This is a genomic window from Lysinibacillus sp. fls2-241-R2A-57 (genome assembly GCF_030209535.1).
In the GTDB taxonomy this organism is placed as follows: domain Bacteria; phylum Bacillota; class Bacilli; order Bacillales_A; family Planococcaceae; genus Lysinibacillus.
The window spans coordinates 23,227-46,382 of record NZ_JARVRU010000046.1 but is presented as its reverse complement, the minus strand read 5'-3'; the positions used below and the strand labels follow the sequence as shown (position 1 = coordinate 46,382).

The window sequence follows — 23,156 nt, the reverse complement described above, 5'->3', positions numbered from 1 at the left end:
CTTAAAACAAGAACATATATTTCGTTTACACAAAAACATGCTTTGATTATTTAGCAAGAAAATTAATTGGAATTTTTATAAAAAATGCTTAAAAACTTCCTATGTTCAAGTTATAGTATTAATAACACAAGCGATAGCGCGTATAAGGAGGAGATCACAAATGGGAATGATCGGCTACTACATGGCTTTGCCAGAGGAAGAAATACAGCAACTTGCAGCCAAAACCAAAGTGCTAGAAGACCTGGACCCCTATAACAGAGAATATCTTGATATTGACAAATCATGGCAGGCACTTTATTACATGCTCTGCGGAGATATTATCGGCGGTGAACCACCGCTCAGTTATGTCATTCCAATGGATCAAGACAACCATATAGAGTTTGGAGAGTTTGGCGCCTTTTATTTAACACCCCCGCAAATTCGTGAGGCCTATCAAGCCATTGATGCCATGACACGAGACGAGCTCCTAGAGAAATACAACTATAACGAGATGCTTGAGGAGGACATTTACCCTCTCTACGGCGACGCGGAAGAGGGAGAAGCAGAACAGTTTTTCGACTATCTATACAGTTATTTTAACGACATTCGCAAGTACTATTCTAAAACCATTGTCGAAGGAAAAGGACTTGTATTCTATATTTCATAATACGATGCATAATACAAAGTCTGGCATACGATAACATTCCAGCTGCCAGACTTTTGCCAAATAGAGAGTTATCTTCGTTTACTTATTTAATCCGAATTTGTTGAAACATAATATACTCCCCTACTAAACGATCAGTTGTTATTGTCCCATTTTGCAAATCCATAAAATGTAAAGCATTAATACCTATACTGCTTGTACAATAAAATTTCTGTTTCCATAGCTGGGGAATCAGGATTCCAATTTGTGTTTGTTACTTTTTATTTCCCCTTTCTATTTTCCACAATTTCACTGCTAATTGGAACGATTACCTGTACTTCTAGCCCCCCTCTTATCATCATCATTATTTATATTTAGTATTTTATTAATTAGTAATTTATTAATTAGTAGTGGCGGGTTTTCCGTTGACGGTTTAACCGTATTCGGATTTTCCGTTAACGGATATTCAGTAAGCGGTGGTACCTGTTTTGTATTGAATACAAAAAAATTTCTGTCTGACTAATCTTCCCTCGTTCTCCTTACTCTTTGCATCCAGCTTTCGTTAACGCTATTCACGACATTGCCCATGTCCATATACACCTCTCCCTTTATAAGTTATATACATATTTAACCATGAAATAGGGACAATAATTCCCTCAGTACGTGGCAGAACATTAATTTAGCTGAAGGAAATATAATCTACGTCAGCGAGATGTTATAAACTAAAAAAGTATTCAAGAATAGCAATAGATGAAAGTTTACGCTCACTTTTAGAAAGCTATAGGAAGAAATCATTATGATGACGTGACAAAATTGTTTGACGCTACACCTAAAACGTTTTAAATTAAAGTGCACACTTTAGTTCACTTTAGTTAAACTCATTACTAAAATAATTATTCTAAGTAATGTAAATCCCCCTACATCCCTTAATATATTTGAATCCATATAACTATTGAAATATATCTAAAATTCATTTCTCGTGATACACTTTTCAGTATAGACATTTTAATAAGGAGCTATTACTTTGAAATCATTTTTAGCTGTTGGGATTGGCGGTTTTTTGGGCGCCATCTGTCGATATAGCTTTAGTTTACTACTTCCGAACTCAGGTGGTTTTCCATTTGCAACACTTTGTATAAACTTAATTGGCTGCTTTTGTTTAGCGTGGCTTTTTACTACTTTTACAACGCGTACGCCTGTTGTTTTAGGGATTGGTACTGGCTTTTTTGGTGCTTTTACAACCTTTTCAACATTTTCTTTAGAAACATTATTACTTTTGCAAGATAGTAAATGGCTACAGGCCGTACTTTATCCTTTAATGAGTGTTTTTGGCGGTTTAGCTTGTGCATGGCTAGGATTTAGACTAGCAAAGGGGCGCATCGTATGATCGTGATTGGACTTGGTGGATTTTTAGGTGCACTAACGAGGTTTTATCTAGGGAAATGTATTGTTCATACATATCCATGGGCAACGTTTTTGATTAATATAACGGGGTCCTTTGCACTTGGCTTTCTATTTGCTTTACAGCTAAGTGATTGGCTTTGGCATTTTATAGGGATTGGTTTTTTAGGAGGCTATACGACTTTTTCAACGTTCGGTTTTGAAGCCTTGCAGCTCTTAGAACAGAAAAAGTGGAGACAGGCTATTATTTATCTATGCTCTACAGTATTATTTGGTATACTTTTCGCAGCACTTGGCTTTCTACTCGTGTAACAGCATTTATGAGGTGATTTTTTGACACAACCATCAAACGAACAATTACAAGCACTCGAAGCTGAAATTGAACAAACATTATATACATTAATCGACCTTGAGCTAGAAGAAAACTTTCCAGAAATGAATACTCATTTTGCACAATTACTTGCAAAAGTACAGGCTGCTCAGTTAATTGATTATAAGCTTGACGTCCTCGTTGACCCTCAAGCATTGCCAACAGAAACATGTATTCTGCTACAAAGTTTAATAGAGGCAAAAGCTAGACCACATAAAAGGCAACGACTCCTCACACATCGAATGATTTTGAAAATATGGCTGCGTAAAAATCAACGTTTTATGAAGGAATTTTTACCACAAATGTTTTAGGCGCCACTCGATTTCTCAAGGGGCGCCTCTTATTAAGAAATATGCCGGAAACCGTCGATAATTTCACAGTTTCCGGCAGTGTAAGACAGATTTTGTGTTGGTTCAAGCATGCTGATCGTGTATTTTTATTGACCTATCATAGATTCTATTTTGCATTTTCATCGGGTTGATGAATTCCGAATATATTGCCTTCGGTATCAATATAGTATCCTTGCCACGCCATTCCTGGTAGCGCATACTTAGGCATTGCGACCTTGCCGCCATTCTCAATAATTTTAGCTTCCGTTATATCATAGTTTTCCACGCCCATTGTACAAGCAAACCCATTTAAAGCTTGGTTTGTTTCCGGAGGAGCACTTTGACGTTGCATTAAAGCACCATTGATTCCAAGTTCATCCTCATTACCAGTCACTGCTCCAAAGTAAGGCATTCCAGCATAATCACTCCAGTCTTGAAATGACCATCCGAATACTTTCCCATAAAACTCCTTCGCTCTTTCCATGTCACTTACATGAATTTCGAAATGAACTAATCTTCCCATGATATCCTCCTAATTATTCAAGAATGAACCATTCTTAAATTAATGACTGTATTCAACTACAATTATTATTATAAGTTAGGAAGGAAAAAAAAATCAATTTTATGAAACCAGAAAATATACCATTCAATTCGCTCCGATTTATCTATGATTAACTATTTTATTAAAATGATTTCACTAATGAAAAGACATCAATCGTATCTTAAAATAGTTAAAATAAAAAGAATCTACTCAACGCTAATAACGACGCCTAAAAAGATATCATGGACAAGCCAACCATTAAAACCCCACGAATCATTTAATCATTGAAAAAAATTGGCCAACTTCCCTCTTCTCAAGTTTTAATGACATATTCATTTAACTAAAATCAGAATAAAGAACATAACGATCACATTGTAAACATTGAAATAAATACCCTTGATGATGCCCATTATTCACGAGGGATTCTGACAACTCTTCATTAGAAAATCCAGTATAATTTTCAAATTGTTCTGTAATGCCCAACTCCACTAACTCACTCCAGCCAACATAGCCAATAAACGCACAATAATCTGAGCAATGGGCCATCCAATTATTACCTTGCCAACTAACATAACCTGGTGTTCTACACATCACTTCCTCAGTAAAATCTGAATTGACAACATTCTCATTATTGATTAAATATTGCTGGAAAGAACCGTCGTATTTTTTAGCAGCTGCACCACTGTGTATACATGTAGGACAGAGATAATCAACCTCTTCAATAGCGTAAATACCTCCAGTATAATAAACATCTACTTCCTGTTCGCAGCAATCACAAGTTACAACTTCTTCCGCTTCAAAGATTTTAGATTTTAATGGGTCTGGCAAATATTTAAATGTAGGAATGACCGTTTTAATTGTTTTATCCTCTCTAATTTCACGAGGATACAAAGGCTTCACACAATTAGGATTTTCTATGTAATATTTTATTGATCTAAATTTTTTCTGATCTTTCTTGTTCCCTAAATCCATTATAGAGGTAAAAATTTTATAGGCATCAGAATACATTCGAAGCATACAGTAGATGTCTACTAGTAGCCTTAAATTCCCTTCAGTTTGTTCCTCAAGTTTCAGCTTTTCTTTGAACTCATGCATTTGATTAATACTAATGGGTTTTGAAGGGTTGAAATTTTCTCTTACCTCATGCCATTCTTCTAAAATAATTGTAGTCATATCGTAGCTCCTTCTATAAACGCTCCTCGATTTAATTCATTGTAAAAGAATAATCTTTCATGACTTTACAAATTTCCACATTATATTGCGTATACCATTTGTCTTTGCCGAATTGCTGTGCTACTAGATGTTTTGAATTCTCTTTCCATGCCTGAATAGCCTCTAGCGATTCCCAGTAGGATATAGTAATCCCCTTCCCTTCAGCATTTCTAACGCTTTCTACACGGAGAAAACCAGGCTGCTTTTGTGCTAATTCATCCATTGCTTCTGCCATTTTGGCATAGCCCTCTCCGTCCTCATCTGTTCTCTGTGATGTAAAAATCACGGCATAATATGTTTCCATATCATCTACCTCCTCATTATGTATTATTGTAAACGATAAACACTTTTACTAAAATCAAAATATGGAAATAGATAATTTATTGCAAGCGAATGGAACTTTTTCAGTTTCATTTCATTTTTTACGCGTATACTTGGCTGAATATAGTAAATAGGAGGAAGCTGCCTTGAAAATATTATTAGCAGAAGATGATGCACGACTAAGAAGAAATATCGTTCATATTTTAAAGAAAGAATTTCATAATGTGACAGAGGCGGAAAATGGGCAGGAAGCCCTAGACCATACTCTTATCGAGCAATATGATCTTGTTATTTTAGATTGGATGATGCCGAAGCTTACTGGAATAGAAGTATGTCAGCAACTACGGAACAATGGATTCAATGGGAGTATTTTAATGTTAACAGCAAAGGATGATACTGAAGACATCATTAAAGGGCTTGATAGTGGCGCAGATGATTACATAGTAAAACCATTTAAAATAGAGGAACTGTTAGCAAGAGTTCGCGCATTACTACGAAGAAAAGATAAAGTCATTGAACAGGTTATCGAAATAGATCATTTACAACTGAATGTAGATTCCCGTGTATTTTTGTACAATAATGAAGAAATTGACCTTACTAAAAATGAATTTTCACTTTTAGAATATTTATTTATCAATAAAGGACGTGTACTTACAAGGGAACAGATTTGTATTTATATATGGGGCTACGATTACGATGTTTCGAATAATTCCTTAGATGCTTTGGTCAAACTTGTTCGAAAAAAAATTGATGATGGTCAATCCAAATCACGTCTTCAAAATGTCAGAGGTATTGGCTATAAACTGAGGGAAAATTAATGTTTCAAAAAACAAGAAAAAAATTATCCTATTTGTATGCAACGCTTTACTTTTTATTATTTTCATTATTCGTTATTGTTCTATACTTTTCACTCATTAAATTAATGGAAAATCAGCAAATAAACGAATTAGAAGACTTTTATGTTAAGCAAGAACACGATTTTTTTGAGCACGTCAATGCAAACACAAAAACTTTAAATTATAATCCAAATCGCAATTTTTTTTACTATATTTACACGAAGGACCATAAGTTTGTTCACGGCGACGAATCTTACAAAGGGCTCAAGAAACAGATTGAAAAAGAATTTGGCAATCGCAACCCAAATGAAGAACTCATACAACATTATGAATGGCAGGAAGAGCATTTTCTTCTTCTAAAAAAGCCAATTTTAAACAACGATACGGTAGTCGGATATATTTTCGTTGGTAAATCAGTAACATCACAGCATCACTTTTTCCAAAATGCAAAGTATTTACTAATACTATTAACTTGTATCTCGACAATCTTAATTGGACTACTGAGCTATTATATGGCAGGGAAAGCGATGATCCCTATTCAATGGTCGTTCGATAAACAAAAAAAGTTTGTATCCGATGCCTCTCATGAATTACGAACACCACTAAGTATTTTTTATAGTTCACTTGAAATTTTAGAAATTGAGGAAGCAAAACAATTAAGCCCCTTTGGAAAAGAATTAATTGTAGATTTAAAGGATGAGGCTGAAATAATGAAGGAGCTCATAGAAAAACTGCTGTTCTTAGCAAGACACGATCAGCAGCAGGCTTCCATTCATAAAGAAATAATATCATTATCTACTTTACTCAATAAAGTGAGCTCAAAATTTCAAAAGATTATGCCTCCTGACATACAGTTTTCTACTGAAATTCAAGAAAACATCGAGCTTCTTGGAGATGCTTCAAAAATACAAGAGCTGCTTTATATATTATTAGAAAACGCGATAAGATATACAAATAGTGGAAAAATCACACTTACACTGTTAAAAAATCAAGGCTTTGTAAAAATTATTGTTGCTGATAGTGGCATTGGGATGACTGAACAGGAATTGCCTTTAGTGTTTGAGCGATTCTACCGAAGTGATTCTGCTCGTCAACGAAATGGCACTGGTTTAGGTCTTGCCATAGCGAAAGCAATAGTGGAGCAGCATGACGGAAAAATTTATGCAACAAGTAAAGTAGGTAAAGGTACTACATTTCATATTGAATTTCCTATATAAATATAAAGGAATCGAGGCTTTTTAAACAGCCCCGATTCCTTTTAATTATTGCGTGATGTTGAAATATTTACTTTTTTCATGAACTGGCTTATTGTTCTTGCTACTAGTACTAACATGGTAAGCCCTCCAGAAACTACATAAAATATTATAATCAACATATTTTCTGTATCCGTTCCAATTAACACTCCATGAGCAAGTGATATTACCCATGCTGGTAACACAAGAAAGTGAAGTTTTTTCCATAAGGTGCGATTCATCGTTCGAATCCATAAATCAGAAGTCATGAGTACCATTATAAACAAATAAAATGCGATTGTTCCAAGTGCTGATGGTAGAGACTCATATTTTGCCGAAAAAGGGATTAAAATCTCAACTAAACTGTATGGCTTATACTGATCGATTACAAGCACTAACAAATGCCCTATCACAGTGATTAACCCTAGCCATCCCGCATTTTGATGTATCTGATAAATTAAATTTTTATGTGATTTTACAAATGATGATTTTCTCAATAAACCAAATATAATGGAAATTGTAAAATAAAAATACGCTAAAAATCCTAATAATCGAATCCATTCCCATGTGCTTATTAACATTTATCTCACTCCTGTCATCCTCCAATTTGCTACTTGTCCTTCTTTAACAAGATAGCGTGCACTTTGCTGGCAATTTTTTTCGAACCACTGCTGCAGCTCATCTTCCTTCATAAGAAAGCAAAGTTTTGCACCAACCTCCGCATCACATAAAGAGGATGTTACGACTGAAGCTTGTAGCACATCTGTATCAGCAATTTCACCTGTTTGTCCGTTTAATAAATGATGCTTCTTCTTTGTTCCTTGCATCCAACTTCGATAAACTTGATTGGATGTCGCTATGGCACCTGTTTTCATTTTAATGGAGCTAATTTCCTTGTCGATATTCCAGGCATCTGCAACACCGATTGTCCAAGTCTTTTCCCCAGAAGACCACATTTTCATATCCCCTCCTCCGTCTATTAGTCCGAAATCAGAGGATACCTCTTGTTCAAGCCAAATAGCCAATTTTTCAATGGCATACCCTTTGGCAAATCCGCCTAAATCAATTTCCTGTTGTGCTACCTTCATTACTTGCCCATCGCCTAAAAATTGAAATGGTTGATCGGCGATAAAAGATTTGTTTTGAAATGAATTGCTTTTAGCTGTTTCAAATGGGAAAGATTGATTGTAGCCATGCTGTTCTAGTTGCAATTTAAGATATGGTGAAAATAAACCATTTGAAAGTTGATAATAATGATCTGCTTGCACTAAACAATCATATAATAACGAACTAATGCGTAGCGTTTCTCCCATTTTCAAATCATTAAGTTGTGATAATTCGTTGTTTGGTTGAAACCTTGACCACTCTTTCGCTACGTATTGAAGCCATTTCTCTGTTTTTGCTTTCCATGTGAAATGAACACCTTTTGGCATAGCTATATAAAATTCTGTATTCATTATTGGTAAAGTTAGTGTATCCACACGACCAACTCCATTAAGTTCTTTTCGTTTTTCGCTCGCTTTTGACAGGCGCCTGATTTGTCACTTCAAAATTAGTCCAATCAAGCTGCACTAGCTCTTTTTCTCTTTTTGTCATATTGTCCTGATTTACATCCTGACTATTATTTGCGCGTGTCGTTTCGGCTTCTGTTGGGCTGTTAATTTGGGTTAAGATCGCTGCGGATAAAAGTATCCCCGACGCTCCTAATACCCACTTTGCCTTTTTCGGATCTTTCATAATACGTCCTCCTAATTCGTAATTGGCTGGCATACAAATGTTTGATTACTTTCTTGCCATTCAGCTATATAGCCTAAGCCATTCGTTATTGTACTAATAGGTACATATAATTCTTCATTTACATAAAAGGCTTGTGCTGGAGATGGTGTTTTGACGTTATTATCATAGACAACGTTTGTTCCAGCACGGAAAAGTAATTCATTGTCTTGATATTGGATGGCCAAAATTTTACTTTCTTTATAAAAGGTCGCTTTTGCTCCTAAAACCTGTGCTACTGTTTTCCCTGGTACAAAAAATTCTCCGTCTTTTGGTATCACAGAAAAGTTAAGCTCCTTATTTGTACCTTCTACTTTTAACGTGACCTTTTGAGAGTTCGTAAAAGGTAATACTTCTTTATCCGTGACAACTGTTCGTGTCCAAATATTCCAACTACCTTTTTCACTTACCGCATCTTGAAAATAGTAAGTTTCTTCCCCTTCTTCATCCTCATCGTAGTATTCCTCATCGTGCTCGTCATCGTCATCATCATGGTCTTTATACTCTTTATGTTCTTTATATTCATGCTTGTCATCATCTGCATGTACGACAACGCCATTTGGTATAAAACTCGCCAATAATAGAACTACAATAAGACCAATTTTTTCCTTATTCACTTGCAACACTCCTTTCCTTTGACTTCATTTTAGGTTTTGAAAATGATAGGAGACTGAATTTATCAAACAAATTTTCACATTCGAAAAAGCCATTTCTATAGACAGATTCCTCTGCACTAAGAAATGGCTTGGTTCATATAATCTCTATTCTTTTGCATCTTAGCAAACTATCCTACAATTATAAGCTGGGTACTCAAAATTAGAGTAACTTTTTTGATATACTCTTTACAAATATCGCAGTAACTTTTAATGTAAATACATAAATTACTAAGAATCCATTTTGAAAGGAATCTATGTCTTAAATGAAGGTAAACATTAAAATTATTGAAAAACTTAAAGAAGAATCATGTACGTTTAACATCCACAAAGTAACGTCTTTTATTCAAGATATTGTATCAACTCTTGAAAAAAGCTCTGACAACTATTTACTAGCAAAGTCTACATCAAAAGACGAACAAGAAAAAGTTCCTTACTCAAACATATTTTATTTGGAATATCTTGAACGAAAAATATTCATTTACACAAATGACACTATATTTGAAACAAAGAGCCCTTTATATAAATTAGAACATGATCTTCCCAATCACTTCTTCAGGATCTCAAAAACTATAATAATCAATATTCATTTTTTAAATAAATTTTCGGTTCAACCTAATGGTAATCTTGAAGCAATTCTCTCGAATAGAGAAAAAGTAATTGTATCAAGAAAATATGTATCCTCTTTAAAAAAAGCACTAACAAGATATTCCAAAAGTCCACTTATGTATTGATTTTTACCACATATGTTTAAACGTATTTCTTTATTCCCTCTTTGATGCCATTATGTATAACATCAAAGGAGGCATAAAAAAATGTATAACAACATTATAGAAATATTTTTAAGAACGCCATTGTGGGTATGGATATTATTATTTATTTTAATAAAAAGAGGCATTGCTATTTCCCAGGAAAGACCAATCCATTTATCTAAAATGTTTTTAGTTCCTTTTATCTTTATGATATGGGGATTTGAAAAAATGATCACTCAATTTTCGTACTTAGAGTTATGTTTAACAAGCTATTTCCTCTCCATACTTCCTGGCACATTAATTGGTTACTTGTTGTATAAAAAATATCAAATTTTTTACAAACAGGAATTAGTAATCATGAGAAAGAAATGCTATCTTCCATTAATCATTATCCTGATTAATTTTATGGTGAAGTATGTTTTAAATGTAACCTTAGGCATCTCTCCATCATTTTATAATGACATTTCATTTAATATAATTTATTCTGGCATAAGCGGGCTATCTATAGGGCTTTTCTTTGGGGGAATTCTTTATACATATTATGCACAAAAAAAAATCAATTTTGCCTCGGCATAATTGCGTCACCCACTGAAAGAAGTTTATTTTAAAATCATAAAAATTTTGAGAGGAAGACATTTCATTGCAATTAAAAAATAGACTACTTTCAGGTTTAGGAACTGGTGCATTTATTTATATGCTAGTTTTACTATCGAGGAGAACTATCATCTCTTCAGAAGCTGAGATCATTGGTGTGTTAATAATCTCAGCTTGCGCAGGTATTTTTACAATCATCTTTGAAATTGAAAAAATCAACTATTTGTTTGCGTTAGTCATCCATTTTATCATGATGTTTCTAGTAGTCTTCTCAATATCTTTCTATAACAAGTGGACAGATAATTTTCTAAGTGCAGATTTTCTTGGTAGTTTTTTATTAATCTATCTATTTGCTTGGATCATAACACTGATTAAGACTAAAAAAGATGCGAATGAACTCAATAACTTACTAGAACAGATAAGAAATTTTTAAAATAAAAGAGTGTTTAAAGAGACCCAATCATAATTACCGATATTAATCAGCACATCCAATCTCTGAAGGATTAAATGATACAGAAGATCACTCCCTTTTGTAGAGTGGTTTTTTGTATTATCTCCTACTACCCCATTCACCCATAGCGATTATCATTCCAACCAATTAGATTATGTTATTAAGCACAGGAACTATTTAAATAAACTTTTAGATCGTGTGACCCTATTACTTATTCGTTCCTCTAATATCATGTGTGTTCCTACATTACGATACCTGATGTTTTTTCAACAGATACACTCAAAGATGCTATTCCGAAATATAATATAAAATCCCATGACACTCAGATTTTCTTTCTAAATGCTTTCTATAGTTTCATCATTTTTAAAAGTTGCTTTCCTTGTAAACACACTAACCATTAAACTTACTAAAATATTTACACTTAATGCTAGGAAACCAATGTTAATATCTTGTATGTAAGATGGCCAGCTTGGGAACAGTTTACTTAGATTAGCTCCTGTTGCTGCTTGCCAGCCTACAATCGTAACACCCACAACAATTCCAGCAAACACTCCTTGTACAGTTAATGGATTTTTCTTCATAAAGTTACTGACAACTGCTGGTACAAATTGAGTAACTAGACCATATCCCATTAAAAATAATAGCGTAATTGCTCCACCACCACTAAAAGTAAAGTAAAGTGCAACAAGTGCAATCACTGGAACTGAATAGCGAGCAATGATAGCAATTTGTTGATCGGTAGTTTGAGGGCGAATAGGTTTTACGACATTTTTCGCAAGCAATGTAGCTGCCGACATCAAAATCAATGAACCTGGAACAATTGCAGTTAATAACCCTGCTGCTCCAATAAAGCCAACGATGACTGGATTAAATGTTTGTGTGGAGATTTTAAATAAAGCTAAATCCACAGCCCCTCCTTCTAACCCAGGAACTTGTAAAATTGCTGCTGCTCCAACAAATAAGATAAATAATAAAAATAATGCATAGATAGGAAGCATAATCGCATTTTTTCTTAGGGCATTTCCACTTTTCGCTGAAAAAGTAGCAACAAATGTATGTGGCCACATATAAAACCCTAATGATGTTAACATGATCGTTGAAATATACCATGAGGCGCTAAAACCTGAGTCTGGAAGTGTTAAAAATCCTGGTTTAACAGTTTCAATTGCTTCCCACATTGGTTGAATCCCGCCATAATAATGAATAGGTAAGTAAATACCAAGGAATAACACAACACCAAGAATAAGAAAATCTTTAATAACAGCTGTCCAAGCCGAGCCATGAATTCCTGAAACCATAACATAAGCAATCATTGCAATTGTACCAATCCAAATTGTTAATTTCGGATCAATCGCTCCATAGGAAGCTTCAGAAACAATAATGCCAAGACCTTTTAATTGAATGACTAAATAAGGAATTAAAGCTGCTAGCCCTACAATAGCTACAAGTGTGCCGAGAATTTTACTATTATATGCCTTTTCAAAAAAATCAGATTGCGATAGTAGACTATGTTTCTTTCCATAAGCCCATATTTTAGGTGTCAACCAGTAAGCAATTACATAGTTCAGCATTGCGATATTGAAAAATGCTACGCCACCCTTTCCGTACATCCAACCACTTACCCTTAAAAATGCATTAGTTGTATAAATTTCACCAGCCATTAATAAGAAGATGAAGATAGAACCAAATCCACGGCCTCCAACACTCCATTGTTCTAGGCTCATATCTTTACCTCTACTCGCCATAATGCCTAAAAATAAAGCAATACCTAAGAAAATTGCAATGATTCCAACTGAAATTATCATATTATTCCGTCTCCTCTTTTGCACTAGGATTTATACGATGAACGATAAACATTAACCCTGTTCCTAAAAAGATCCATAAAACCATCCAAAATAATAAAAACGGAAGACCTAAAACATATGGTTCGGCACTTTTAATAAAGGGAACTCCAAAAGGCATTCCAAAATAAGCAATGAACGTGAGTAAATAGCAGAGCCTTTTTTGTGTCATTCTTCTTATCTCCTTTGTATTCAATGAATTTTATTCATTTATTAATTGCTGGAATCCATTATCAATAAATAGACTATTTATATCTCTTTTATCAGGAGTAAAATGAACTTGTTTTTCAGTATCTAGAAAATCAATTGTGTATTGTACAGTAGCCGCCACACCTAGCTTTAAAGCATCTTCATCTAAGTCAAAGAAAACATTATGGTGTTCAGCTCCAATCCCTTCTTCGAGGTTTTGTATGCCAACGAATGCAAACACACCTGGGAAGTATTTTTCGTAAAATGCAAATGATTCTGATGCCATCCAAGCGGGGATTGAATGTAATGCATCTGTACCAATTGCATTTTTCACTGCATCCATTGCAATTTGTGCACAATCTTGTTGATTGTAGACAATTAAATCCGATTCTTTCGGTTCTATAATAAATTCATAGGTGCAATTATGCAGGTCACAGACTTTTTCTAGAATTCTCTTAAATTCTTTTGCTGCATGGGCACCTTGATCAACATCTAAATATCTGGCTGTTCCTGAGAATTGTAAACTTTCTGGAATAATGTTTGCTGCAGCACCTGAAATAATCGTTCCAATTGAATAGGTAATTGTTTTAAAAGGATCTAAAGTATTTAACCGCATCGCTTTTAAATTGTTATAAAAATCGGTAAAGCAATCTAATGGAGAAACTGACAAATCTGGTCTTGAACCATGTCCACTTTTTCCTTTTATTAAGACATTGAAAACAAAAGAAGCTGCCATTCTTGGGCCTGGATCAACAGATATTTTCCCAGTCGGAAGATCAGATTTTAAATGAATACCCCAAATTCCGTCTCCTCCGATTTCGTGTAATCGTTTACAGAGATTATAAATTCCTCCGCCCATTTCTTCCCCTTGTTCAAATGCGACAAGCACTCTTCCTTTGATTTTGTCTTTGTGTTGAGTCAAAATTTTCGCTGCACCTAAAAGCATCGCCGTATGTCCATCATGTCCACAAGTATGAGCAGCTTGGTCAGTCTCAGAAAATACCACTTTTTTCTTTTTTAAATTATTTTCCTCTTCCTTCATCGGTAGTGCATCTAGATCTGCCCTAAGAATTAAAGTTTTTCCTGCTTGATTCCCTTGAATATAACCAATAATTCCGCCATCAGAGACAATTTCGTAATTAATACCCAATCTAGTTAACTCGTCTGTCACCACTTTCATTGTTCGTACTTCTTGTAATCCGATTTCAGGATGTCTATGGAGATCTCTTCTTATATCAATTACATAATCCTCAATTTCTTTTGCAGCTTTTAATGCATCAAGCTCAAATTCGATTGTTTTCATTTTCTATACACCTCTTCTAATAGGTTTTTAGATTCGATATCTTGAAATTCTAAAGCGATTCTTTCAAGTGCTTCTTTTATAAGGGATCTCGGTGAAGGGATACAGATTCTTTGGAAGTCTTCACCTTCAATTCCAAACAAGTGACCATCTTCAAGTAAGACATTGGCTTTGTTATAGATACGATCATGAACCTCTTGTGCTGAAAGACCATATCCACTAAAGTCCATCCACATCACGTATGTTCCTTCAGGGATCCTAACTTTGACTGTAGGCAATTTTTCAGCTAAGTAATTTTTCACATACTCCATTGTGTCGTCAATATATTCTGTTATTTGCCCTAACCATTCTTCTCCTTCGTTGTAAACAGCTATAAGAGCTGCAATGGTAAACGGTGATGGTAATTGCATCCCCATTGTGTCGCTAAAGTTTTTTCTAATTTCTGAGTTTGAAATAATGACATTTGTACAGTGCAGACCTGCAACATTAAATGTTTTGTTGATGGCTGTGCACGTGATGATATGGTCCGTACTGTTTGCAACTTTTGCGATTGGTATAAATTTTTGGTTTTTTCTAATGAGATCCCCATGAATTTCATCAGCTATAATAATCACATTATTTTCCGCACAGATATCTGAAAGTCTTTTTAATTCCTCGTTTGATAAAATCCTTCCAGTCGGATTGTGTGGGTTACAAAGAATGAACATTGTTGTATTTTCTTCTTTTGCTTTTGCTTCAAAATCCTCAAAATCAATTGAGTAATATCCTTCAGCATCACATTTCAACGCATTATTTCGAACAACTCTCCCATTTCCCTCTATCGCAACTGTGAACGGTGGATAAACAGGACGTTGAATGATGATGCCCTCATCAGGTTTAGTGAATGCTTTTACAGCTATATTCAAGGCATGTACTGTTCCAGGGCTATATATAATCTCTTCTCTTTTGATTGTCCAATCATGTCTTTTTTTAAACCAACGCTGAATTGCTTCATAGTAAGCCTCTGGAAAAGTAGAATATCCAAAAATACGATGATCCACCGTTTTATGAAGTGCATCTATCAATGGTTGCGGTACAGGTAAATCCATATCTGCTGTAAATAGTGGAATGGTCTCGTAGTCATACCTTTCTGTATAACCCATTGTTTTAATGAAATCTTCGCCATCCCACTTTAAAGAGTACGTATTTCGACGATTAACCACTTCATCAAAATTATATTTCAATGCTTCCACTCCTCTTGATCGTGTTCAAATTTTCTATTTAATCGAGGTTTTCAAAACCCTTAAGGTAAATTTTTCTCAGTTTAACACCTTAACTGTAAAACGGTCAATAAAAATTCTGAATTTTTTAAAAATTAAACGTATTCAAAACGAATGGTTATTTAAAGATTTCCTATATGTTAAAATAAAATTAAATTTATCTTCTAATTATGGAAAGGATGCTGCATTGTGGATAAAGAGAAAGTTTTTTATGAGCTAATGGAAACGATTTACGAGACATCTCGGCTAATTAGTTCATACGAAAATATTCCAAGAAAATATGGAACAGAAGATGAATTGTATATGATAGAGGTACATACACTCAATTTAATTGGAGATCAGGTAAAAACTACTACTTCTGAAATTGCAAAAATTAAAAATTGCACAAAAAGCGCTGTTTCTCAAATGGTTGATAAACTAATTAAAAAGGATTTAGTAGTTAAATATAGAAATCCGGACAATTATCGAGAATTGAATATTGAATTAACACCAAAAGGCAAATTAGTTTATAAATATCATAAGAAGCTAGATCTAGAGGAATATAGGAATTACCTAAAAAACCTCGAGCAATTTACAGCTGAAGATTTTCAAAAGTATATTACAGTCTTAAACGTAATCAATCGTAGAACACAAAGCGTGCTTAATGACTAAAAATCAACGGTGTATTGATATCCTACTCCAGATTAAGGAATTATTTATTATTAGTTATGGGAGTAAAATTGAAAAGAATGACATCCACCAGAGACTTGGATAACACTGGTCAAAACCATAAAAAGCGCGAGAAATCAATTATAGAAACATTGATTTCTCGCGCTTTTCTGATGTAAAATTTTCAATTTTGCTTTAAAAATATACTTGTTCTATCCTTACTATTACATATAAAAAGACAATTCAAGATAACGGTAAGATACCATAAAGCAATCGGATAATAAACTCTATGATATCAAACACATCTTCTTGAATTGCCAACAAATTACAACTGTTAATTAGATTCTCCATTTGCATCTTTGGAGTAATTATACTTAGAAGGATCAACTGGAGTATAACCATTTGGCGTATAGAATCTCAATAAGTCACCATTCACGACTTTATCAGATAATTCCAATTTGTGATCCACTTCATTTTTGATAGTTTTTGCAAACTCTAATTGACTATCATCTAGTAGTAAACCCGTTTTATTATCGTAATATTTTCCATTAATTGAATAAATCGTAGGGCTGACAAAATCGCTATTTCTAAATGGTACAACTTCATCATGCTCTTTTGATAATAAGTCTGAACCAAATTGAACAAATTTTTGCGTATCAATTCCTAGTAAATGTAATAACGTTGGAAGAAGGTCTGTTTGGCCACCATAAGTATGGTTGGTTCCACCTTGCATTCCTGGAACATGGATAAATAATGGTACGCGTTGTAAATTAGCACTTTCATATGGTGTAATTTCTTTTCCAAGGACTTGTCCCATCGCTTCATTATGATTATCTGAAATACCGTAATGATCACCATAAAGAACAATCATCGTATTATCATATAAGCCTAATTCTTTTAATTGATTGAACATTTGTTTGATTGCTTCATCTGCATAACGTGCTGTTTGGAAATAACTATCTACACTTACATCTCCAGTATTAGCTTTATCAATTGATACTAAGTCTTGATTCATTTGATATGGGAAGTGGTTCCCTACCGTAATAAATTTCGTATAAAAAGGTTGTGGTAACGAACTTAAAAGACTTTTAGATTGTTCAAAGAATGGTTTATCTAACAAACCATATTCAGCCATGTTTTCTGAAGAACCCGTGTCATAATAACTAGCATCATAGAAGTGATCGAATCCAAATGATTTATAAATCTCATTTCGATTCCAGAAGCTTCCGTTATTACCATGGAATACAGCCGATGTATAACCATAATCTTTTAAAATACTAGGCGCTGCTTGGTACGTATTTTGTGCTTTTGTAATATAAGCAGATCCTTGTGGTAACCCAAACAAAGAATTTTCCAGCATAAATTCTGCATCGGAAGTTTTACCTTGACCTGTTTGATGGAAGAAATTATCAAAATACATTGTATTCTTATCTTTTGCTAATGAATTTAAAAATGGTGTAACTTCTTCACCGTTTAATTTATAGTCGATAAGAAAGTTTTGGAATGATTCTAAATGTAAATAGATGACGTTCATTCCTTTTGCTTTACCAAAATATTCTGCATTAGGTTTGGCGTAGTTAGCTTTTGTATAGTTTATCACTTCTGTAATATCACTACTATCCGCCAAAGCTCTCTGTGAAGATGCTTTTATAGTTTCTACTGAATCATAAATCGTATAGTTATAAATTCCTAAATATTTCACAATATAGTTTCTATCAAAACCTCGAGATAATAGTTGCGGACGATCAGCTTCAGCTAGTCCTAAATTTAGGAATGATACTACTAATGCACACGCAATGATTGCCATTCCTTTTTTATATCCAAAACGATTGGTTTCTTTTTGTATTTTTTTGGAGAATCGTAAGTAAAACATTACAAATACATCCACAAAGAACAAGATATCATAAGGCTTTATTAAAGAAATAACACTACTACCTAGATCTCCGAAGTTCTGCGTTTGGAAAACTGTGGGCAGTGTAATGAAATCACTAAAAAATCGGTAATAAACAACATTTGAATATAAAACAATAGACATCAGAGTGTAAATTACAACTAGTGATGTATATTTTCTCTTACCTTTAAATAAAAATGCAAATCCTAGAAATAACATTGCTGAACCTAGTGGATTTATTAGTAAAAGGAATTGTTGAAGGAATCCTTCTACGCCTAGTTTAAATTGTGTTGTTTGAGTGATGTATGTTTTAATCCATAACATTAAAACAGCTAATAAATATATCCCTAAAAAGTTGTTTAATAGGTTATCTTTTTTACTTAATAAATTTTTCATTTTTGCCCTACCTTTTACTTAATCAATTATGCCTCAGCATAATTTAAATCTAGATGTATATTAACTTAGATTTTAAGTATTTCATTTTAAAAAAAGTTTCATCACAATAGCTTTTTTCACAGCTTTTCACAGCTTTTCACAGCTTTTCACAGCTTTTCACAGCTTTTCACAGCTAATGTAGCTTACTCCCCATTTAGACTTCTGTCAAGTTGTTAAATATAATTGAAGACAGTTAGTAAGTTTAACTATTACATTCGTCTATCGATTGCAATCTTCAGATGTAAAATATAATTGTTTTACTTTACTCTTACCTGTTTTTAGTTGCGGGTCAATTGGGGCCAAGTGACCTTTAATAAAGTTTTTCAACAATAGCTATTCTAAAACACAATTTTAGTTTTAACAATTAATTTTTGTGACATGTACCTTATAATTTTGTAAGTTTTAATTAAATCTCGGCGTAAATCTTTTAGGCATAATCGAAAGTTACCAGAAACCGGACAAGTAAGAAGAAATCTATTTTAGGTTTACTGAACAAGGGGGAAAGTAATTTACAATGAAGAACTGCACCAAGATATTCAAGAGCGAGAGAAAGACGTATTTAATAGAATGACCGAGGAATAATTTGACAGTATACTTAGCTTCGTAGAAAAGTATAGTAGGCATTTGGATTTAGAAATAAAGAAACAAGGTATAGATATTTAACCGGAATAAATTCGGGATATAAAAATACAGCCCTACTCTACCGAGAAAGGCTGCAAAAACTTTAGTGTCATTTAACTTCTCTCAAGCTTTTCTTGACCAAATGACAACAGGAATCAGAATTAAGGATAAAAGCCCCCCTGCTAATGATAGTGTCGCATAACTCGCATTAGCTACTACCATTCCTGAGAGAGCACCACCAGAAGCTCCTGCTAGTGCAATTAAAACATCTATTTTCCCTTGCGTTTTTGCACGTGTGGAAGGCTCTGTCGAATCTACTATTTGAGCAGTACCACTAATTAAACCAAAGTTCCAGCCCAATCCTAGTAAAGAAAGAGCAACGATTAATAGAACCATAGAATCGCTCGGTGCGAATGCCGCTAATAAACCAGCAAATAACAAAGTTACTCCTGAAGCAATACTCATGGCAGTCCGTCCAATTTTATCTACAAGAATACCTGTTACGAGCGATGGAAGATACATAGAACCTACATGAAATCCTATAACAATTCCTACTTCCGCCAATCCATGCCCATGATGTTTCATATGTACAGGTGTCATTGTCATAATTGCAACCATCACAATTTGAGTAAGTACCATAACCGTTGCACCTACTGTAAGACCTCTTTTATTGATTGCTTTATTAAAGGATTCCGTCTTATTTTCTTGTTTATTTTTTTGTTTATGCGCTTCAATCCCTTTTGCAATCTCTAATGGATCAGGACGCAACATAATAAAAAGAACAAGCCCTGCTAAAATAAAGGCTGTAGCTGATAAAATAAAAGGCCCAGCGAGAGACGGAACACCAATGGAAGTCGCAAATTGACCCATTATTTCTACTAGATTCGGACCTGCAACAGCCCCGAATGTTGTCATAACCATTGTCGTACTGATAGCGGTTGCTCGCTGTTTATTATTGGCTAAATCTGTCCCTGCATAACGAGCTTGTAAATTTGTCGCAGTCCCTGCACCATAGATTAATAGAGAAGCGAATAATAAAATTACACTATTCATCATGGCAGCAATCACTACTCCAATTGCCCCTAGTCCACCTACAATAAACCCTGTCGATAACCCTATACGACGTCCATACCGTTGAGAAAGTTTTCCTACGATTAAAGCTGCTATTGCTGACCCTAAAGTAAATAAAGCTGATGGAACACCTGCATAGGCATCCGTTCCAAGCATTTGTTGAGCTAAAAGAGCACCAACTGTAATACCTGCTGCAAGCCCTGCTCCACCAAATATTTGGGAAAGACTAACAACAATCAACACGCGTTTATATAAGTTTTTTAGCTTTTCAGGTGAATCTATATAACTCTCAATAGAATCTTGTGATTGAACAAACACTTATTAAACACCTTCTTTCTATTTTTATCTCAATGTTTACAACATTAGTTGGCAGCACTTCGACAACTTTAGTACTACCCATTAACGCGGGAGAGAATTATTTTTAGTTTATTATTTAAAAACAATGATGATGATGTGCCCCTCTAAATACCAACCAAATTATATCCTTAATTAAGTATACTATTTACTTCTCCTTCGAACGTCAACAATAAAAATATCCGGATAGAACTTATTTCTATCCGGATACAGAAGCTAATTATTTTACCAATAACCAAGAAGCTTCCACCATAATCCTCCTACGATAGTAAAGATCAGAATGGAAACAACGGAAACTACAAATCCAACTGTCCACCATTTTTTCTGATCAATATAACCTGCACCAAAGAAGACCGGTGCTGGACCAGAACCATAATGAGTAGTGGCGCCAAATAAATTACTAAATGCCGCTAATAGTATAGCTGCTAGCATAGCTGGTGCTCCTGCTTGCAGCATAACAGATAAAAATGCTGCATACATCGCACTAATATGCGCAGTGGAACTCGCAAAGAAATAATGGGAATAGAAATAGACTAATGCTAGTATTAAAACAGCCCATATCCAACTATACCCAGATACAAGTCCACCAACTTCATTACTAAACCATGGAATTAGCCCTAGTTTGTTCATAAAAGATGCCATCATAAATAATGTGGCAAACCAGACAAGTGTATCCCATGCCCCTTCTTCCTTTTTAATATCTGCCCATGTTAACACGTTTAACAGTAAAAGCAAGGAAAGTCCTATTAGAGCTGATGTAGTGGCACTAATTCCTAAGTAGTCTCCACCTATCCATAACGACAATACAACAACAAATACTACGATCATTCGCTTTTCAGAACTTTTTAGTGGACCAAATTCATCCAGCTTCTTTTTAGCAATAACTGCTGCTTCTGGTGTTTGCTTGATTTCAGGCGGATAGATTTTATAAATAATATAAGGAACAACAATTAAAGCTGTTAACCCAGGGACAATCATAGCCATCGCCCAACCAAACCAAGTAATAGTTACTCCAGCTGTATCACTTGCTAGCTTTACAATTAAAGGATTCGCTGCCATCGCCGTCATAAACATAGCAGACGTTATTAAATTTCCTTGAAAACCAACCGTCAAGAGAAAAGCACCCATCTTACGCTCTGTCCCGTCTTCTGGTTTAGATCCGAAGGTATGAGACAATGACTGGATGATTGGAAAAATTACACCACCAGCACGAGCTGTATTACTAGGAATAGCCGGCGCTAATATTAGGTCACTCGCTAGTAAAGAGTAAGACAGACTCAAGGTTTTTTTCCCAAAAAGACGAACAAATAGATAGGCAATTCGTTCTCCTAGTCCCGTTTTAATAAATCCACGTGAAATAAAGAAGGCAATGACAATTAGCCAAATTGTTGAATTGCCAAAACCGCTTAATGTCTCTTCAATGGTTAATGTATTTGTTATTGCAATCACAGCCATAGCAATAATGGATACAGCTCCCATTGGCAACGGTTTAGTGATAAATCCTATAATTGTCGCAACAAAAATAGAAAATAGATGCCACGCCTTTTCATCTACTCCTGAAGGTACTGGACAAAACCAGATAGCCACGCCAACAGCAAGGGTAATTAAGAAAGGAACCCATTTGACTGCACTTTTTTCTTCTTTCATGATGTAAATGCTCCTTTACCCCAATGTATTTTCAAAAGTGATTTCTCCCATGATTTTATATTTCCCCATTATCCAAAAAACATAAGTATTATATATGCTTTATGTAATAGATGAAAAGAGTTTTGTTACATTTCTTAGAAAAAAATAACCTCGAGTTAGAAATATTTCTCTATTATGTAAAATTAACAATAAAAATGAACTTTTTTATAGGATATTTTTTACAATATAACAAAGAAAACATGTTTGCCACCGGGGATAACTTCCCACAAAAATCGTTCTTTGTGAGACACTAGAGGATGTAATTCGAGAAATCAAAAGTTATATGACCTATTACAATCATTATCGAGGTTAGTGGAACCTAAAAAAGATGACACCTGCACAATGCAGACTATCATCTTTCCTAGAGCTTTTTTTAAATGTTCTTTACAAAGCGTACACATTATTTTGAATAGATTCTTTCATAATTCAAGAAATATTTTATGTTCCCATCTATGTTGATCTAAAAGAATAGGATTACCATCCGGATCTTCAATTGTTAAACTTGCAGGACCCTCGCTTGTTTCATCTGCTTCAGATAAAATTTTAATTCCTTTTGCTTTAAGGTGTTTCTGAATATCTCGAATGTCTGTAAACGAATTTAGATTTTCGGCATTTTCATTCCATCCTGGATTAAAAGTCAGCATATTCTTTTCGAACATTCCTTGGAATAGACCAATTATACAGCTTTCGTTCTTCATAATTTCCGCTACGTGCTACTCGCTTTCCTGCGAGCGCGTCACAGATGAGACCCTGCATCGAAGCGGCTCATCGGAC

Annotated in this window: 24 protein-coding genes and 2 pseudogenes; 11 read left to right on the top strand and 15 right to left on the bottom strand. The window is 34.4% G+C overall.

The features are described 5' to 3' along the window. Nucleotides 1-160 precede the first annotated feature (160 nt). The 4 genes from QRN68_RS09940 (at nucleotide 161) to QRN68_RS09925 (ending at nucleotide 2,704) form a co-directional block, all read left to right on the top strand. Complete coding sequence (locus QRN68_RS09940) at nucleotides 161-646, top strand: YfbM family protein (RefSeq protein ID WP_285396710.1); 486 nt, start codon at nucleotides 161-163, stop codon at nucleotides 644-646. Nucleotides 647-1,646: 1,000 nt separating this feature from the next. Then, nucleotides 1,647-2,009: a fluoride efflux transporter CrcB gene (gene crcB / locus QRN68_RS09935; RefSeq protein WP_285396708.1), complete on the top strand. Its 363-nt coding sequence runs from the start codon at nucleotides 1,647-1,649 to the stop codon at nucleotides 2,007-2,009. Continuing rightward, the gene (crcB, locus tag QRN68_RS09930) at nucleotides 2,006-2,335 is read left to right on the top strand and encodes a fluoride efflux transporter CrcB (RefSeq protein ID WP_285396706.1); all 330 of its coding nucleotides are present in this window, start codon (nucleotides 2,006-2,008) and stop codon (nucleotides 2,333-2,335) included. Before crcB (QRN68_RS09935) ends, crcB (QRN68_RS09930) begins: the two co-directional genes overlap by 4 nt. A 21-nt stretch (nucleotides 2,336-2,356) precedes the next feature. Further along, nucleotides 2,357-2,704 carry a hypothetical protein gene (locus QRN68_RS09925; RefSeq protein ID WP_285396704.1) on the top strand — a complete coding sequence of 116 codons (348 nt, stop codon included), beginning with the start codon at nucleotides 2,357-2,359 and terminating at the stop codon, nucleotides 2,702-2,704. A 145-nt stretch (nucleotides 2,705-2,849) separates the two neighbouring features. Here the strand turns inward: QRN68_RS09925 and QRN68_RS09920 are convergent, their stop codons facing one another. The 3 genes from QRN68_RS09920 to QRN68_RS09910 form a co-directional block, all read right to left on the bottom strand. Next, nucleotides 2,850-3,245 (bottom strand): VOC family protein, encoded by a 396-nt coding sequence (locus tag QRN68_RS09920; RefSeq protein WP_285396702.1) that lies wholly within the window; start codon nucleotides 3,243-3,245, stop codon nucleotides 2,850-2,852. Nucleotides 3,246-3,599: 354 nt separating this feature from the next. Beyond that, complete coding sequence (locus QRN68_RS09915; protein ID WP_285396699.1) at nucleotides 3,600-4,436, bottom strand: CbrC family protein; 837 nt, start codon at nucleotides 4,434-4,436, stop codon at nucleotides 3,600-3,602. Nucleotides 4,437-4,467: 31 nt separating this feature from the next. After that, complete coding sequence (locus tag QRN68_RS09910) at nucleotides 4,468-4,779, bottom strand: antibiotic biosynthesis monooxygenase family protein (protein ID WP_285396698.1); 312 nt, start codon at nucleotides 4,777-4,779, stop codon at nucleotides 4,468-4,470. Between the two features lie 163 nt (nucleotides 4,780-4,942). Between QRN68_RS09910 and QRN68_RS09905 the strand changes: the two genes are divergently transcribed. Continuing rightward, on the top strand, nucleotides 4,943-5,614 hold the full coding sequence (locus QRN68_RS09905; protein ID WP_285396696.1) for a response regulator transcription factor: 672 nt from the start codon (nucleotides 4,943-4,945) through the stop codon (nucleotides 5,612-5,614). Then, complete coding sequence (locus QRN68_RS09900) at nucleotides 5,614-6,849, top strand: sensor histidine kinase (RefSeq protein ID WP_285396695.1); 1,236 nt, start codon at nucleotides 5,614-5,616, stop codon at nucleotides 6,847-6,849. The genes QRN68_RS09905 and QRN68_RS09900 overlap by 1 nt, the downstream gene beginning before the upstream one ends. 41 nt (nucleotides 6,850-6,890) lie before the next feature. On the opposite strand, the gene QRN68_RS09895 is transcribed toward QRN68_RS09900, so the two are convergent. From QRN68_RS09895 to QRN68_RS09880, 4 genes are read right to left on the bottom strand one after another with little or no spacing between them, the layout of a single operon-like run. Next, complete coding sequence (locus tag QRN68_RS09895) at nucleotides 6,891-7,445, bottom strand: ferric reductase-like transmembrane domain-containing protein (protein WP_285396693.1); 555 nt, start codon at nucleotides 7,443-7,445, stop codon at nucleotides 6,891-6,893. Further along, nucleotides 7,446-8,345 carry an FAD:protein FMN transferase gene (locus QRN68_RS09890; RefSeq protein WP_285396692.1) on the bottom strand — a complete coding sequence of 300 codons (900 nt, stop codon included), beginning with the start codon at nucleotides 8,343-8,345 and terminating at the stop codon, nucleotides 7,446-7,448. It lies immediately after the preceding gene. Between the two features lie 13 nt (nucleotides 8,346-8,358). Continuing rightward, on the bottom strand, nucleotides 8,359-8,601 hold the full coding sequence (locus tag QRN68_RS09885) for a hypothetical protein (protein WP_285396691.1): 243 nt from the start codon (nucleotides 8,599-8,601) through the stop codon (nucleotides 8,359-8,361). An 11-nt stretch (nucleotides 8,602-8,612) separates the two neighbouring features. Beyond that, nucleotides 8,613-9,254: a copper amine oxidase N-terminal domain-containing protein gene (locus QRN68_RS09880; protein WP_285396690.1), complete on the bottom strand. Its 642-nt coding sequence runs from the start codon at nucleotides 9,252-9,254 to the stop codon at nucleotides 8,613-8,615. Between the two features lie 302 nt (nucleotides 9,255-9,556). Here QRN68_RS09880 and QRN68_RS09875 point away from each other — a divergent pair, with 302 nt between their 5' ends. The 3 genes from QRN68_RS09875 to QRN68_RS09865 all read left to right on the top strand — a co-directional run bounded on the left by QRN68_RS09875 (nucleotide 9,557) and on the right by QRN68_RS09865 (nucleotide 11,069). After that, the gene (locus QRN68_RS09875; RefSeq protein ID WP_285396688.1) at nucleotides 9,557-10,024 is read left to right on the top strand and encodes a LytTR family DNA-binding domain-containing protein; all 468 of its coding nucleotides are present in this window, start codon (nucleotides 9,557-9,559) and stop codon (nucleotides 10,022-10,024) included. Between the two features lie 81 nt (nucleotides 10,025-10,105). Then, a complete protein-coding gene (locus QRN68_RS09870) occupies nucleotides 10,106-10,618 on the top strand; it encodes a DUF6622 family protein (protein ID WP_285396687.1) in 513 nt (170 codons plus the stop codon). Between the two features lie 64 nt (nucleotides 10,619-10,682). Beyond that, nucleotides 10,683-11,069, top strand: coding sequence for a DUF3021 family protein (locus tag QRN68_RS09865; RefSeq protein ID WP_285396686.1), 387 nt, complete (start codon nucleotides 10,683-10,685; stop codon nucleotides 11,067-11,069). A gap of 353 nt (nucleotides 11,070-11,422) precedes the next feature. On the opposite strand, the gene QRN68_RS09860 is transcribed toward QRN68_RS09865, so the two are convergent. From QRN68_RS09860 to QRN68_RS09845, 4 genes are read right to left on the bottom strand one after another with little or no spacing between them, the layout of a single operon-like run. Next, the gene (locus QRN68_RS09860) at nucleotides 11,423-12,886 is read right to left on the bottom strand and encodes a sodium:solute symporter family protein (RefSeq protein WP_285396728.1); all 1,464 of its coding nucleotides are present in this window, start codon (nucleotides 12,884-12,886) and stop codon (nucleotides 11,423-11,425) included. Nucleotides 12,887-12,893: 7 nt separating this feature from the next. Further along, nucleotides 12,894-13,100 (bottom strand): DUF3311 domain-containing protein, encoded by a 207-nt coding sequence (locus tag QRN68_RS09855; protein WP_285396685.1) that lies wholly within the window; start codon nucleotides 13,098-13,100, stop codon nucleotides 12,894-12,896. Between the two features lie 30 nt (nucleotides 13,101-13,130). Beyond that, nucleotides 13,131-14,420 (bottom strand): amidohydrolase, encoded by a 1,290-nt coding sequence (locus QRN68_RS09850; protein WP_285396684.1) that lies wholly within the window; start codon nucleotides 14,418-14,420, stop codon nucleotides 13,131-13,133. Next, on the bottom strand, nucleotides 14,417-15,640 hold the full coding sequence (locus tag QRN68_RS09845; protein ID WP_285396682.1) for a MalY/PatB family protein: 1,224 nt from the start codon (nucleotides 15,638-15,640) through the stop codon (nucleotides 14,417-14,419). Before QRN68_RS09845 ends, QRN68_RS09850 begins: the two co-directional genes overlap by 4 nt. 225 nt (nucleotides 15,641-15,865) lie before the next feature. On the opposite strand from QRN68_RS09845, the gene QRN68_RS09840 reads away from it, so the two are divergent. Continuing rightward, a complete protein-coding gene (locus QRN68_RS09840; RefSeq protein ID WP_285396680.1) occupies nucleotides 15,866-16,327 on the top strand; it encodes a MarR family winged helix-turn-helix transcriptional regulator in 462 nt (153 codons plus the stop codon). A gap of 331 nt (nucleotides 16,328-16,658) precedes the next feature. On the opposite strand, the gene ltaS is transcribed toward QRN68_RS09840, so the two are convergent. Then, the gene (ltaS, locus tag QRN68_RS09835; RefSeq protein ID WP_285396678.1) at nucleotides 16,659-18,611 is read right to left on the bottom strand and encodes a lipoteichoic acid synthase; all 1,953 of its coding nucleotides are present in this window, start codon (nucleotides 18,609-18,611) and stop codon (nucleotides 16,659-16,661) included. A gap of 469 nt (nucleotides 18,612-19,080) precedes the next feature. Between ltaS and QRN68_RS09830 the strand changes: the two are divergent. Next, a pseudogene (locus QRN68_RS09830) lies at nucleotides 19,081-19,313 on the top strand (MarR family transcriptional regulator); the annotation flags it as partial. Between the two features lie 81 nt (nucleotides 19,314-19,394). On the opposite strand, the gene QRN68_RS09825 reads toward QRN68_RS09830, so the two are convergent. The 3 genes and pseudogenes from QRN68_RS09825 to QRN68_RS09815 form a co-directional block, all read right to left on the bottom strand. Then, the gene (locus QRN68_RS09825) at nucleotides 19,395-20,660 is read right to left on the bottom strand and encodes an MFS transporter (protein ID WP_285396676.1); all 1,266 of its coding nucleotides are present in this window, start codon (nucleotides 20,658-20,660) and stop codon (nucleotides 19,395-19,397) included. Nucleotides 20,661-20,921: 261 nt separating this feature from the next. Further along, nucleotides 20,922-22,343, bottom strand: a complete 1,422-nt coding sequence (locus tag QRN68_RS09820) for an anion permease (RefSeq protein WP_285396675.1) — start codon at nucleotides 22,341-22,343, stop codon at nucleotides 20,922-20,924. A 458-nt stretch (nucleotides 22,344-22,801) separates the two neighbouring features. Continuing rightward, a pseudogene (locus QRN68_RS09815) lies at nucleotides 22,802-23,083 on the bottom strand (VOC family protein); the annotation flags it as partial. Nucleotides 23,084-23,156 lie beyond the last annotated feature (73 nt).